This window comes from Vibrio pacinii DSM 19139 (assembly GCF_000711795.1).
Taxonomy (GTDB): Bacteria; Pseudomonadota; Gammaproteobacteria; order Enterobacterales; family Vibrionaceae; genus Vibrio; species Vibrio pacinii.
The window spans coordinates 355283-368572 of record NZ_JONH01000002.1 but is presented as its reverse complement, the minus strand read 5'-3'; the positions used below and the strand labels follow the sequence as shown (position 1 = coordinate 368572).

Sequence of the window (13290 nt, the reverse complement as noted above, 5' to 3'; positions counted from 1 at the left end):
CCTCTATTGAATGGCTAAGTACGGAATTTCGCCATATGGTTGGCGATATTCTGGCTTAGACTGAGTACTTCTTCCGTCCGTTTAGCATTAGTCGTCGCACCAGACGAAACATCATTGGTCGCTTCCGACGCCTCAACAATTGCCTGACTTATCTCTTCCACAGCCATTCGTTGCTCATCTGTCGCTTGCGAGATTTGGCCGCTTCTATCGGAAATAACGGCAATGAGATTCTGGACCTCATTCACCGAAACTTGCGATTCACTGACTCGAGAGGCCGTCTGCTCAAGAAGTGTGGCAATACGAGTTAACTCATCTTCAACTGATTTGGTTGCGCCACCAAGCGCAGAAATGTTTTTTTGAATCTGCTCAGTCGACTGACTGGTTTTCACCGCAAGGTTCCGCACTTCATCAGCCACAACCGCAAATCCACGCCCTTGATCCCCTGCCCTTGCAGCCTCAATGGCGGCGTTCAGTGCTAACAAGTTTGTTTGCTCAGAAATATCATTGATGACATTCAGCACTGTCGTTATTTTTTCCCCCTCCTCAATCAAGATATGCATTTCTGCATTGACGTGATTCATCTCTTCACGCATGTTGATGATTTCATTGGCGGAGTGTTCAATCGACTGGTTTACATCCAAAGCCAAAGTCGTTGCAGTTTGAGCTTGCTGCGCGGTTTCTGCTGCGGTGTCAGCCACGGTAGAAACCGATTGATTCAACTCAGTGGCTGCAGCGGCTACGGTGGTAAGCTGATGCTTTTGCATCTCTAATTTTTCCGCATTGATCCGTGCGGTTGAGCCGTTAGCCGATGCTCTCTCGCCCAACGCTTCCGAAGATAAATTTACATCTTGCACTATCTGCCTTAAGGACTCAGTGAAGCTGTTAATCCCTTCAGTAATGGCATTGAACTCTCGGTATTTAGCTGGGGCAAGTTTATTGGTCAAATCGCCATCACCAGATGCCAGATCTTTAATCACATCAGTAAGTTGTGCTATTGGTCGAATCACCGTCATCGATAGTACGACAACAATAACCACAGATAAGACGATATCGAGCACGACAAGCTCAATAATGTTGGTTTTAAGCGAGTCAGCGAGCTTAGTGTCTAAAGCATGGGTATCAAAGTAAACCACAACACTACCAACCGCGTTCTCTTCTCCGTATTCAACAAAAGTGAGATCCGCCTTGATACTGTTATCGATTGAGTAAGCGCCCTTGTTCTCAACATCAATGGTTTCGCGCTCTTCACCAGTACTAGTTTGCGTAAGGAACAGTAGATCACTGCCCTCATTATCAATCAACCGAATCGCCGATATTTCCGGGAGCTTAAGTTCGGCTGAAATGGATACCTTGGCTGACTCTAAATCGAAGTCCCAGACCGATTTAGGTAAACTAATCATCATCCGCTGAGTGGTATTTTCTACCGATTGTTGTAGCTCTGTCGTCAGGTCTTCTTTAAAACCTTGATACTTGATGAATGCAGAAATCAGCAATACAAAAGTTAGCGCGATAATCACTTGGATAAGAAAGACTAATTTTAAACTTTTCAAAACTGATCCCTTTCATTTTTAAGACCGATAATAAAAAGGTAGTTATTGATTGATTAATAATCAACAAAAGGACTAAATGATACTTAGATCACACTTAATAATTCATTTTGAAGAAAGAGAGGATGAGGCTTGTCGCGCGGATGCAGGTTGGTATTTATTGAGCATTTTCTCCATCGACTCTAGTTGAAATGGCTTAGCTAACACGTCAACAAAGCCTTGTTCCAAGTAGTGCTGTACGTCACTGTCAAAGGTATTGGCAGTCAAAGCGATGATGACCGATTCAGGGGCAAGCGACTGTTGTTGTATATGAGCCAAGGCTTGTAAACCATCCATGACAGGCATTTGAATGTCCATAAAGATAATATCGAACCGCTCATCTTTGAGTCGTTGTAAACATTCTTGACCATTGTTGACCGTTTGCCAATGTACTCCAAGGGTAGATAACATCTTGGTCGCGACCAGTTGATTAACCCGCATATCTTCAACCAACAGTACTTTCAAGTTCGGATCGATTTGAAATAACGGGCTCGCCATACTAGGCGACGACGTACCGCGCATCGCGACCAACGAAGCAATCAAGCTAAATTGGTCATAAGGTTTATTGAGTTTGAATAAAAGCTGCCGTTCGGGCAACGTCGTTTGAACATCGGCAATCACTAACACTTGATCATCTTGCTGACGAGAGGCCAATGCCAGCCCAGCCTCAAGCACAGCTTCATCACTGTGGTAGTAAACCGTTAGCTGGCCATCAGGATCAAACAGGCCAAGTTGGGTTAACTCGGACGAAATGGCTTTCTGCACGTTGATGTTATGCGCCACCACTCTAACGCCTAGCGACTTAATATGTTCATCCACAATGGCTTGACGCTCAACCACCTCAACCGGAATGTTAATGATGAACTCTGTGCCTTGTTGAGGTTCACTGGTTACCGTCATTTCTCCGTTCATCAACTGCACCAATGAGCGACAAATTGATAGACCTAAGCCACTACCTCCATATTCTCGGGTAATTGAATCATCCGCTTGGGTAAACTCGTCAAATACCTTATCGAGCTGCTCTTCAGTCATTCCAATCCCTGTATCTTTAATCCTGATACTAATTAAGTTGAACTCACTCAGGGAGAGATGAATCTCAACCAAACCTTGACTCGTGAATTTCACCGCGTTGTAACTAATGTTATTGATGACCTGCAGCAATTTAGTTTGATCGGCTTTGATCTGAACATCGTCGACCAAATCAGTGGTGAACAGCACTTCAACTTGTTGTTTAGTCATCTCAACGAAAATCGTTTTTGCAGCCGTAATCAATTCGCTAATGGCAAAGGTTTCTATCTCTAGCTTCGCCCTACCTTGTTCTATTTTGCTGATATCCAATACGCTATTAATCAACTTAAGTAAGTGCTTACCTGAACTATTGATTAAAGCGGTGAAATTTCGTGTCTGCTCATCTGATGAAAGATAATATTCTTTCTGACTCAGGCCAATAATGGCATTAAGTGGGGTACGCATCTCATGCGACATATTGGCAAGGAAACGGGCTTTTGTCGTGGCGCTTTGTTCAGCAAGGCTTTTGGCCTCTTCCATCTCTCGCGTCTGCCGTTTAAGGTTAAAACTCAGTCTTCGTTGATCGAGATACATCCAAGAGATCACGCCCACCATCAATAAAGCGCAAACCAAAATAACCGCTAAATAGACATACTGACTGTTGTGTAGGCTCTCTTTTTGCAGCACAAACTGCATCTGATTTTTTTGCACTTCGGAGACAAAATTGGACAAGTAGGCGTTAAAACGGTCATAAAGACCATCTAACTGGATTAAGGTATTATTGAGCAGAGATTCATTATCGAGCGTAATCGCATCAATACGCGTAAATGTGCTTTCCAGCTCAGCGACAAGTACCGCGAGCCGTTTTACTTCACCATATTGTTCATGGACTTTTATGGTTCTAGTCGAACGAAAGTCTTGTAAAATACTCGACTTATAAATGCGTGATTTAAACTTCAATTGTGCCAATGACTGACTGGAAGGGGCTGCCTTATAGCTGAGCATTTCACTTTTGATTGTTAACAGCTTTACTTTGACTCCAAGGTTATTATTCACAATGGTGACATAGGGCTGAGGCGCGATGTTACGGATCTCGGTTATCGAATAAGAGAAATAAGCAATCATCACCAAGATCACAGCACAGATAGTGATCACTATCGCGACAAACGACCCCTTTTGAGCCCAGCGAGCTTGTTGCTTATCACTACTCAACCACAATTTCCCTCACTTGCCACACCGACAAGCTGTAGTAAAAATCGTTTCTAAGTTCAGGAAAGTCACTAAACGGAAAGACAACAAAGAACGGCCCTTTATCATCTAACGTCATTTTTTGGCCATTTTCATGCGTCGCCAGTATCACTTGATACTTTTTGATATCGCTTATCGGAATAGAAACCATATAGTCATCCCATGCTATGACTTTGACCGACTCTCCTTGCGCCCCCACCTTGTCCAATAAACTTGCCAAGTATGGCCCTTTATACTCAACAATATCTTCAACGACATGATTATTGGTTCGAATTACCCCCATCTCAAGTTGAGATAGCATCGGCTCATCGAACTCAACGCCCGAGGTTGAATTTGATTGGTTAATATTACCGGAGACCCACAACAAGGTGTCTTCTGTTGGACTTGATAACGCAAAAGCTGCCACAGGAGTGAAAAGCCATATCGCCACAAAGGTGATTAAAGTCTTTTTTATCATGTCATTGCCTATTATTAAATTCACAACTCTGTTATCACAACAAAGTGTTAAGTTAATAAAAGTATAGACATAAGAAAGTAGGAGTTAAAAAATCATTCGATAGCAGAGGTAAGCTATCAATTTCACCGGCGGGAAAACTGCCACCATACTACTCACCACAAAGCAATTATCACAAAGCAATCACCACAAAGGAGCCATTATGAGAAAATTTATGATGCTTGTTATTACAGCGCTAACGCTGGTGACGAGCTCTGCCTTTGCTTCTGAGCGCGCTGAGAAGGGTTGGCAATGGATAGATCAAGGTGCCATAGTCGTGGATGTAAGAACCCCATCAGAGTTTAATCACGGACATTTAGACAGCGCCATTAACTACCCACTATCAGAACTCGAACAGCACTTCGCTACTATTGAAAAAAGTACCGCAATTGTGTTGTATTGCCGCAGCGGTAATCGCTCAGAACAAGCGTATCGGTATCTTAAAGCTCAAGGCTTTAGCAATCTGCATAATGCCGGTGGTCTCAACGAATTGCTTAAAACTAAGCCATAGCTTTGATTGGCCTAATTGAATAAAAAAAGCCAGAAATTAACTCTGGCTTTCCCTACAGTGTGAGGCGACTACTGAACACATTCTGATTCAGGGACGTATTCCAACAGGTCTCCTGGTTGGCAATCTAAATGCTCACATATCGCTTCTAGGGTCGCAAGCTTAACGGCTTTAGCACGACCATTTTTCAAAATCGATAGGTTTTGCTCAGTGATGCCAATCTTTTTAGCGAGCTCATTTGAACGCATCTTCCGTTTTGCTAGCATCACATCAAGATTTATAACAATAGCCATTGATCTTCCATTTAAACTGTCAGCTCACTCTCTTCTCTAAGCTCTGCTGCTCTTTCCATTACAACAGCAATCACTCTGACAACCAAACCTATGATCATCATGGTGATATCCGCATCATTGACTTCAAGCGAGAAGTACCACTGATCACCATTGTACGATAAGGCGAGACTCAAAAACACGTCTTGAATCGCTTCAACAAACGGGGTTGCAATCAACAGGTAACTCAACTTTTTGTAGCAAAGGGCATTTTGACGCTCGAAGATAGCGCCTTTCTCATACAGGCGAAATAACACGATAAGTTGCCACAACATCGCCATGGTTAGCAAGGTCGATAGCATACTCGGCACAAAACCGACCAAAGCGCGAGTCACGGTTAGTGGCAAAGTGACCTCAACCGGAAAAGTAGCATTAAACCACTCGGCATCAAACAAGGTGGCACCAAACCAAAACGATGTATTTAACACAGCGACAAATATCAGCGAAAACCAAAAAAGAGCCAATAACTTACGGCTAAAGCCGCTGATTGATGAGTGTGACATAAAGACCTCAAACAGTACTAGATTGGCCATCATCATAACCATTACCCTTAAAACAAACAATAATAATTTATCGTTTTACGATAAGTTTTTATTGCATTTTATTTTCGATAGATTTAGTTTAGCTATCAATTCCTGTCCAATCATTCAATATCAAAGAGGTTTAAGCCGTGATAAACCGTCCACTAGTGGTAGCCCTGATCAGTTTGTTTTCCAGTAGCGCTTTAGCGAGCGATCTGTTTATTCATTCATTAGAACAACAGCATAAACTGCACAACTTACCCATTCAGCCACGCGCCGATCATTTCAATAGCACACCAAATTGGCATAATGAAAAAGACTGTGATCGCATTAGTAGTCGCCCGTTTTCTGGATCGGGTATTCCAACTCACGTCAAGACGGACTGCTATGAGACGCACTATCCAAATGACAAGTTACGTACTTATACGAAATCTGGCAGTGATGGAAGTGTCGGATTTGGCTTCAGTTACGATTTTGAGTAACCGCAAGATATAAGTAGAGAAGTGTCAAAGGGTTGATGCCAAAACATCAGCCCTTTTTAAAAAGCGGTAGAAGTAGGAACACTCATCACTGATGCATCACAGAGCTCAGGTGCGAGCACACCCAAGACACGATTAGCCGTTTTGACGACGCATATTGTCGAGAATGATCCCGGTCGCCATCGCGACATTAAGAGACTCTGCGCCACCAAAGGCTGGAATGGTAATTTTATCGGTGACATATTGAGCCGCTGATTGACGAACACCATGAGACTCACTCCCCATCAACAAGATACCTTCAGCAGCAAATTGCGTTTTATGTACGCTTTCACCTTCCAGGAACGCCCCGTAAACCGGTAGATCTGACTGCTGCAAATAAGCGGGTAAATCCAACTGACTGACCGTCACTCGGCCAAAGCTGCCCATGGTAGCGCTGATCGTTTTCGGGTTATACGGGTCGGCACAGTCGGTACTGGCGACTATATGCTTAATGCCATACCAATCTGCAACACGAATAATGGTACCTAAATTACCAGGGTCAGAAACCCCATCCAATGCAATCATCAAACCTTGCGCTTTTGGCACTTCAACCTGAGGTATTTCCACCACGGCAATCGCCGCATTGTTGCTAACTAACGTACTGGCTTTGGTCAACTCATCCAAAGACGCTTCAATACACTCAAAGTGAAGCAATGGGCGGTGCTCGGCTAAAAATTCTGCGGTGGCAAAAAGTTGCTTTACCGTGAGGGTACTATTCACCAGCTCAAGAACGTTTTTCTCGCCTTGGACCAAGAATAAACCCTGCGCCTTACGCTGTTTCTTTTGGCCTAAAGCACGAAGTAATTTGAGTTGGTTTTTCGAAATCATAATATGTCCACGGTATGAGGGCTGGCAAATTAAAGCGCGGCAATTATAGAGTAAAGCCCCTCAGAGCTAAAGAGGCACAAACATAGAACTACCGCCCAGATTGAACCAAATCGATTATTTTGACGGCCTTTTCGAAGTGATCCAGTTGATGGGTCTCAATCCACCAGCTTGCCGCTTCCATAAGTAATTTGGGATCATCATTCTTATTGGCGAAAAAAGCGTAAAAAGAGACGCCGACGTTGTCTCCCTTTTGTTCAATTTTCTTTTGACACACCTGCAGGATTTTTTCTCGTAGTGAATCGCGCATTGTCTTTCCTAATTTGCAATGTAAATCAAGACAGTAGCGCGTTTTTTCCTCAATCACCATTCAAGATTATCGCCGTCAACAGCTTTGCACATAACGCGACTGGATAATTCGTAGACTTTTTCCGACCAAGACGATCGTAACCGCCCCAATCAGCACTGGAGAAATCAAAAAACTCCAACTCTGGCCAGCAAGCATAATCAGAATCGGGTTGGCTCCTGCTGGCGGATGAGTCGTTTTTGTCAGCAGCATCACACTAACGCCCAATCCCGTTGCTGCGGCAAGCGATAAGGGCGAAACCGAAAAGAACTCAACAAACACCACGCCAATCAATGCAGTAATCATATGACCGACAATGACATTTTTAGCTTGAGCTAGCGGGCTATCTGGCACACCAAACACCAATACCGCCGTCGCACCAAATGGCGCCATTAGCAGCGCTACATCGTGTAAGCTCGCTTCGACTATTGAGAGTAAACCAATAGCAAGCGCGGCGCCAAAGCCCGCCACCAACGCCAACATTTTATTATTCATGCATACCTCCAAAAAAGTAGACCACTCTGTCTACACAAAACAAGATAGACAAGTCGGTCTACTTTTGTCAAGATGTGTCGCAATGATGAGGGAAAAACATGAGCAAAAAACGGCAACTACTGATAGATACGGCGTTGGATCTCTTTTATCATCATGGCGTAAAAACTATTGGTATCAATGAGATAATTAAAACTTCAGGCGTAGCAAAACGCACGCTCTACAGCCATTTTGCTAGCAAAGAAGCGTTAATCGTTGCCGCACTTACGCAACGTCATCAACGGTTTATGGCATGGTTAGATTCGCGATTAGCAGAGACAAAATCAGATCACGACGTGATAGAAAAACTATTCACTGGATTAGGCGGTTGGTTTGCAGGCCAAGAGACCGAGCTTGGCAATTTCAGAGGCTGTTTTTTTATCAATACCTCAGCAGAATTTAGTGACCACGATAGTGATATTGCCCAATATTGCGCTTATCACAAAGACGAGGTACGCAAGCTCATTGCAGCGAAACTCTGTGGCCAAAAGCCTTACCTACTTGATGCGGTCTGCCTGATGAAAGAGGGCGCGATCACGACCGCTTACATGACAGGCCAAACTACATCGATCACCGACAACGCAATAAAAATATTAACTCGGTTATAAAAAAAGCGCCTCAACAATGAGGCGCTACAATCACTCAGCGTCGTTACACCTGATATTCAGGGTAGTCCACCAGCCCTTGCTCTGCTCCACCAAACAATGTGGCAGGATCGTGCGTTGCCAATGGGTAATCGTGTTTAATCCGATTAGGCAAATCCGGGTTAGCAATAAACGGACGACCAAAACCGATCATATCCGCGAGACCGTCATTAATCGCTTGAGCCGCTTTATCACTGTCGTAACGTCCGGCATAAATGATCGTGCCCTGATAAGCTTGTCGAATCGCTTGCTTAAACTCTATCGGCGTCTCTGGTGCATCGTCCCAATCGACTTCAGCAATATGCAGATAAACGACATTGAGTTTATTGAGCAGTGCTGCGGCCGCTGTGTACGTCTCTACTGGTGTTTTATCAACCGTACCATTGAGTGACGTGAATGGAGCCAGGCGCACACCAACGCGATCAGCGCCAATAGCATCGGTCATCGCTGCTACGACTTGAGCCAAAAAGCGCAGACGATTTTCAATCGAGCCGCCGTATTCATCAGTGCGGTTGTTCGCTTCTGAGTCAATGAACTGGTTGATCAAATACCCATTCGCGGCATGCAACTCAACCCCATCAAACCCAGCTTCAATCGCATTAAGCGCAGCTTGGCGGTATTGCTCGATCACCTCTTGGATATCTTGCTTGCTCATTTCACGCGGTTCAACCACATCGACAAAGCCGGGCTCTTGTTGGCCATTGTCGACAAATACTTTGACGTTCTGCGCTTTCAGTGCCGAAGATGAAATCGGTTGCTCGCCACCAGTATTATCAGGGTGCGTAACTCGCCCTACATGCCACAATTGCGCAAAAATAGTGCCTTGCTTGGCATGCACGGCATCGGTAACTTTTTTCCAACCAGCAATTTGCTCTTCAGAATAGATGCCAGGTGTCCACGCGTACCCTTGGCCTAACGGCGAAATCTGCGTGCCTTCGGCGACGATTAAACCTGCGCTTGCACGTTGGGCGTAGTAAGCCGCCATCATGTCGTTGGCGCAATTACCCGGCTGAGTGGCACGAGAGCGTGTCATTGGTGGCATAACAATACGGTTTTTTAGTTCAAGCTTACCTAATTTAATCGGCTGAAATAGTGCATCTTTCATCATTTATTCCTCATCATTTGCTTGCTTGAATCCACTCATCTGATTGCCATCAGGCTCGGAAGATAAACGCAATCGGGCTCGCACCATGGTAGTGTTGGTATCAATCTTACCTTCTGCCACCAATGGCACTGTGTTACATCGTGCAGCTAACATAACGCCTGACTGACTAGTAGTGAAATTATGGTTTTTTATAGATTCGATAATAAATTGTTATCATTTTCGTCCGCTCAGAGAATATTGGCGGCGGTCTCAATTCAACGCTGTGCAATCACCGAGCGTCAGTCCCCATGGTATACTGGTTAGCCGATTGATTAGAAAAAACCGAGCATGGAAATGACGCTGACAAAGGCATGGAAACCGATAAAGTGGGTGTTAACCGATGTTGATGACACATTGACTTGGCAGGGTAAACTACCACCAGAAACGCTGTTGGCGTTGAACAAACTGCAGCAAAATGGCATTAAGGTTGCCGCCGTAACGGGCGCGTGTGCAGGTTGGTGCGATCATATCGCCCAGTTGTGGCCAGTCGACGCTGTTTTGGGTGAAAATGGTGCCTTTTGCCTAGAGAAAAAAACGCCCGGCATTACGCTTACGTCCTCAGTACCACTAGACGAGATGCGCGCAAACCAAGCGAAACTCAAACAACAAATAGACGTGATTTTGACTCGCTTTGCCGAAGTGAACCTCACGTTAGATCAAGCGTACCGACTGTGTGAGGTTGCTATCGATATCGGCCAAAATCGACCGCCTCTCGACAGCGAAATCGTCGATCAAATCGTTGCTCACATTCACACTCTTGGTGCTCATGCAACCGCAAGTTCCATTCACATCAATGCTTGGTATGGCGATCATTCAAAGCGTGTCAGTAGTGTTGAGTTTTTGCGAGCTCAAGGCTTATCACACCAAGACATTCTCACCCAGTGCTGTTACGTCGGAGATTCGCTCAATGACCAACAAATGTTTGAGTCTTTACCACTAACGGCCGGGGTCAAAAACATCGAACACTATTGGCATAAACTCGACCACAAACCTAGTGTGGTCATGAACCAGTGTGGCGGTTATGGATTTGCTGAGTTTGCTGACGCGTTATTGGCTTTAAAGCAAGCATAACTTCGATAACAAGCCACCATCAATACCTCACACTCTTAATCAAGAAAAAGAAACGGCGCTTGGCCGTTTCTTCGCTTGGAAGGAAGCTTAAATCAATTTTTTGCGTACTTGCACAACCAGTGCTTCTGCTAATAACACCACCGCAAAAATACTCAAGAGCACCATCGCTACTTTTTGCCATTCGAATAAGTTTTGCGCATCATTGAGCACCACACCAATACCCCCCGCACCCACTAAGCCAAGAACCGCTGACTCACGTACGTTGATATCCCAACGAAACAGAACAATCGAGAAAAACGCAGGGATAACCTGTGGCCAATAGCCTTTGAATAAAACACTGCCCCACGATGCCCCCGTGGCTTTAAGTGCTTCAATCGTGCCCATATTGACCTCAGCAATCGCTTCGGCCAGCAATTTGCCAACAAAACCGACACTTCGCACTGCAATGGCCATGATTCCGGCCAGCACTCCAGGGCCAAATAGAGCAATAAATAACAGCGCCCATACCAAAGAGTTCACCGAGCGTGATGAAACCAGAAACACCTGCGCTATCCAGTTCAACGTTTTACTCGGCATAATATTCGGCGCATTTAACAACGCCAAAGGAATCGCCATCACTAAGCTAAATAACGTCCCTAGCGTCGCAATATGCAAGGTTTCAATCAGCGCTGCGTGAATGGTTTCAGGGTAAAAAGCGTAATCAAGCGGCACCATGCGACTAAACATATCGGCAAACTGAGCAGGCGCGTCATACAAGAATTCAGGAATGATCTCTACCGTTTGCCAAGACCACACAATCGCAGCAACAAAACACAAGTAAGCGGCGAATCTGGCAAGGCGTTCATTAAAAGTAAAGCGGTGCCATTCTTTATCAATCGAAGCGGTCGTCATTAGAAGATTCTCCTTACTACATTAGACAAAAACTCGCCAACTAGAATCAGGGCAATAATGGTCAGCAAAATTGCTGCGACAAAATCGTAATCGAAGCGCTGAAAAGCCGAAAATAGGGTGCCGCCTAAACCGCCAGCACCGACAATACCGACCATGGTCGAATTTCGTAAATTTGAATCAAGCTGATAACTAGAGAAGCCGATAAAACGTGTGAAGACCTGCGGCATTACCGCAAACAAAATCACACTAAGGAAGCTGGCTCCGGTCGCACGAATCGCCTCAACTTGTTTAAACGAAATTTCTTCGATAGCTTCGGCAAACAGCTTGGCAATGAACCCGATCGAAGCGAACACTAACGTGAGTATCCCCGCCAGCGCCCCAAAGCCGACCGCTTTAACAAACAAAATCGCAATGATGACAGGGTGGAACGAACGGCACAGGGCAATAAATGCACGCACAGGCGTGGAAACAATGCCGGGCATCATATTGCGCGCCGCCAATAGGCCAAGAAACAGCGAAATCACAATGCCAACAAAGCTCGAGATAATGGCAATTTGCAGACTTTCAGCCAAACCGCTCAGCAATAAACTCGAACGAGAAAAATCGGGTGGGAACATGCGAGCAAGTAGGCGCTCACTTTCACCAAAACCGATGATTAGACGCTCAAAGCTGAGGTTAAGAGTCGTGAAGCTATAGATCAAGTAGCCTATAACAGCAACCACGCCCATACGGCTTGCCCATGATGCTTTGAACGGGTTTTCGACACTTGCTGATGGTGCGTTTAATCCAGCCATGACTCACCTCCATAGATAACTTTAAGGTCGTCTTCGCTGATGCCTTCTGGGCTGCCGTCATAATGTACATTGCCGTTACACATCCCAATAATACGATTAGCGAAACGCTTAGCGAGATTGACATCATGAATGTTGACCAGAACTGGAATCTGTTTCTCTTTGGCGAACGTTTCCATCAACTCCATAATTTCTACTGCGGTTTTTGGGTCAAGTGATGAAGTAGGCTCATCCGCCAGCAAAATATACGGGTCTTGCATGACAGCGCGAGCAATACCAACACGCTGGCGCTGGCCGCCCGAGAGACTATCGGCGCGCTGGTTAGCAAAATCTTGTAGACCAACGAATTCAAGTAATTCAAACGCTTTAGTTAGATCTTGCTTCGAGTAATTACGACGCCACGCATTCCACGACGACATATAACCCAAGCGGCCACACAGGACATTTTCAATCACGGTTAAACGTTCGACTAAGTTGTACTCTTGGAACACCATCCCAATATGACGACGTTGATTACGCAGCGCTTGGCCTTGCAATTTAGTGAGATCAACGCCCTGAAAAAGAATTTCACCACTGGTTGGATCGTTGAGACGATTGATACAGCGCAATAAGGTACTTTTCCCTGTGCCCGATGGACCAATAATGGCGATAATGCCCGGCTGGTCGACATCAATATCGATGCCTTTAAGGATTGGCTTGCCCGCCACATATTGATGAAACAGGTTATTAATCTTGATTCCGTCATACTTTACGCTGTCACAGCTTGCTACGGCCATACTACTTTTCCTTGTTTTTTTCTTGGTCTATTTGAGGTGTACAGTGCCCTGCGCCCTACA

Annotated in this window: 17 protein-coding genes; 4 read left to right on the top strand and 13 right to left on the bottom strand. The window is 45.1% G+C overall.

Going from position 1 to position 13290, the window contains the following annotated elements; translation table 11 throughout:
• Positions 1 to 14: 14 nt before the first annotated feature.
• From BS19_RS03910 to BS19_RS03900, 3 genes are all read right to left on the bottom strand, one after another.
• Positions 15 to 1550, bottom strand: a complete 1536-nt coding sequence (locus tag BS19_RS03910) for a methyl-accepting chemotaxis protein (RefSeq protein WP_038173455.1) — start codon at positions 1548 to 1550, stop codon at positions 15 to 17.
• Between the two features lie 102 nt (positions 1551 to 1652).
• Entirely contained in the window at positions 1653 to 3806 is a 2154-nt protein-coding gene (locus BS19_RS03905; protein ID WP_051686487.1) for an ATP-binding protein, read from the bottom strand.
• Complete coding sequence (locus BS19_RS03900) at positions 3799 to 4299, bottom strand: putative pterin-binding protein (protein ID WP_211252982.1); 501 nt, start codon at positions 4297 to 4299, stop codon at positions 3799 to 3801. Before BS19_RS03900 ends, BS19_RS03905 begins: the two co-directional genes overlap by 8 nt.
• A gap of 199 nt (positions 4300 to 4498) precedes the next feature.
• Here BS19_RS03900 and BS19_RS03895 point away from each other — a divergent pair, with 199 nt between their 5' ends.
• The gene (locus tag BS19_RS03895) at positions 4499 to 4846 is read left to right on the top strand and encodes a rhodanese-like domain-containing protein (RefSeq protein WP_038173454.1); all 348 of its coding nucleotides are present in this window, start codon (positions 4499 to 4501) and stop codon (positions 4844 to 4846) included.
• Between the two features lie 68 nt (positions 4847 to 4914).
• On the opposite strand, the gene BS19_RS03890 is transcribed toward BS19_RS03895, so the two are convergent.
• Complete coding sequence (locus BS19_RS03890) at positions 4915 to 5136, bottom strand: helix-turn-helix domain-containing protein (RefSeq protein WP_038173452.1); 222 nt, start codon at positions 5134 to 5136, stop codon at positions 4915 to 4917.
• Positions 5137 to 5147: 11 nt separating this feature from the next.
• The gene (locus BS19_RS03885; RefSeq protein WP_038173584.1) at positions 5148 to 5675 is read right to left on the bottom strand and encodes a DUF2975 domain-containing protein; all 528 of its coding nucleotides are present in this window, start codon (positions 5673 to 5675) and stop codon (positions 5148 to 5150) included.
• A 167-nt stretch (positions 5676 to 5842) separates the two neighbouring features.
• Between BS19_RS03885 and BS19_RS03880 the strand changes: the two genes are divergently transcribed.
• Positions 5843 to 6175, top strand: a complete 333-nt coding sequence (locus BS19_RS03880) for a hypothetical protein (RefSeq protein WP_038173450.1) — start codon at positions 5843 to 5845, stop codon at positions 6173 to 6175.
• 132 nt (positions 6176 to 6307) lie between these two features.
• Here the strand turns inward: BS19_RS03880 and BS19_RS03875 are convergent, their stop codons facing one another.
• The 3 genes from BS19_RS03875 to BS19_RS03865 form a co-directional block, all read right to left on the bottom strand.
• On the bottom strand, positions 6308 to 7039 hold the full coding sequence (locus tag BS19_RS03875) for an RNA methyltransferase (protein WP_038173449.1): 732 nt from the start codon (positions 7037 to 7039) through the stop codon (positions 6308 to 6310).
• A gap of 88 nt (positions 7040 to 7127) precedes the next feature.
• A complete protein-coding gene (locus BS19_RS03870; RefSeq protein WP_038173448.1) occupies positions 7128 to 7346 on the bottom strand; it encodes a DUF6500 family protein in 219 nt (72 codons plus the stop codon).
• Between the two features lie 75 nt (positions 7347 to 7421).
• A complete protein-coding gene (locus tag BS19_RS03865) occupies positions 7422 to 7877 on the bottom strand; it encodes an HPP family protein (RefSeq protein ID WP_038173446.1) in 456 nt (151 codons plus the stop codon).
• A 98-nt stretch (positions 7878 to 7975) separates the two neighbouring features.
• Here BS19_RS03865 and BS19_RS03860 point away from each other — a divergent pair, with 98 nt between their 5' ends.
• Positions 7976 to 8521 (top strand): TetR/AcrR family transcriptional regulator, encoded by a 546-nt coding sequence (locus BS19_RS03860; protein WP_038173444.1) that lies wholly within the window; start codon positions 7976 to 7978, stop codon positions 8519 to 8521.
• Positions 8522 to 8564: 43 nt separating this feature from the next.
• On the opposite strand, the gene BS19_RS03855 is transcribed toward BS19_RS03860, so the two are convergent.
• Both BS19_RS03855 and BS19_RS20140 read right to left on the bottom strand, forming a co-directional pair.
• Positions 8565 to 9662, bottom strand: a complete 1098-nt coding sequence (locus tag BS19_RS03855) for an alkene reductase (protein ID WP_038173583.1) — start codon at positions 9660 to 9662, stop codon at positions 8565 to 8567.
• Positions 9663 to 9665: 3 nt separating this feature from the next.
• Positions 9666 to 9815, bottom strand: coding sequence for a hypothetical protein (locus BS19_RS20140; protein WP_157631126.1), 150 nt, complete (start codon positions 9813 to 9815; stop codon positions 9666 to 9668).
• A 174-nt stretch (positions 9816 to 9989) separates the two neighbouring features.
• Between BS19_RS20140 and BS19_RS03850 the strand changes: the two genes are divergently transcribed.
• Positions 9990 to 10772: an HAD family hydrolase gene (locus tag BS19_RS03850; RefSeq protein WP_038173443.1), complete on the top strand. Its 783-nt coding sequence runs from the start codon at positions 9990 to 9992 to the stop codon at positions 10770 to 10772.
• Between the two features lie 87 nt (positions 10773 to 10859).
• Here BS19_RS03850 and phnE (BS19_RS03845) read toward each other — a convergent pair whose 3' ends face one another.
• From phnE (BS19_RS03845) to phnC, 3 genes are read right to left on the bottom strand one after another with little or no spacing between them, the layout of a single operon-like run.
• Positions 10860 to 11663 (bottom strand): phosphonate ABC transporter, permease protein PhnE, encoded by an 804-nt coding sequence (phnE, locus tag BS19_RS03845; protein ID WP_038173442.1) that lies wholly within the window; start codon positions 11661 to 11663, stop codon positions 10860 to 10862.
• Positions 11663 to 12457: a phosphonate ABC transporter, permease protein PhnE gene (gene phnE / locus BS19_RS03840; RefSeq protein WP_038173441.1), complete on the bottom strand. Its 795-nt coding sequence runs from the start codon at positions 12455 to 12457 to the stop codon at positions 11663 to 11665. Before phnE (BS19_RS03840) ends, phnE (BS19_RS03845) begins: the two co-directional genes overlap by 1 nt.
• Positions 12445 to 13230: a phosphonate ABC transporter ATP-binding protein gene (gene phnC / locus BS19_RS03835; RefSeq protein ID WP_038173440.1), complete on the bottom strand. Its 786-nt coding sequence runs from the start codon at positions 13228 to 13230 to the stop codon at positions 12445 to 12447. The genes phnE (BS19_RS03840) and phnC overlap by 13 nt, the downstream gene beginning before the upstream one ends.
• Between the last annotated feature and the right edge of the window lie 60 nt (positions 13231 to 13290).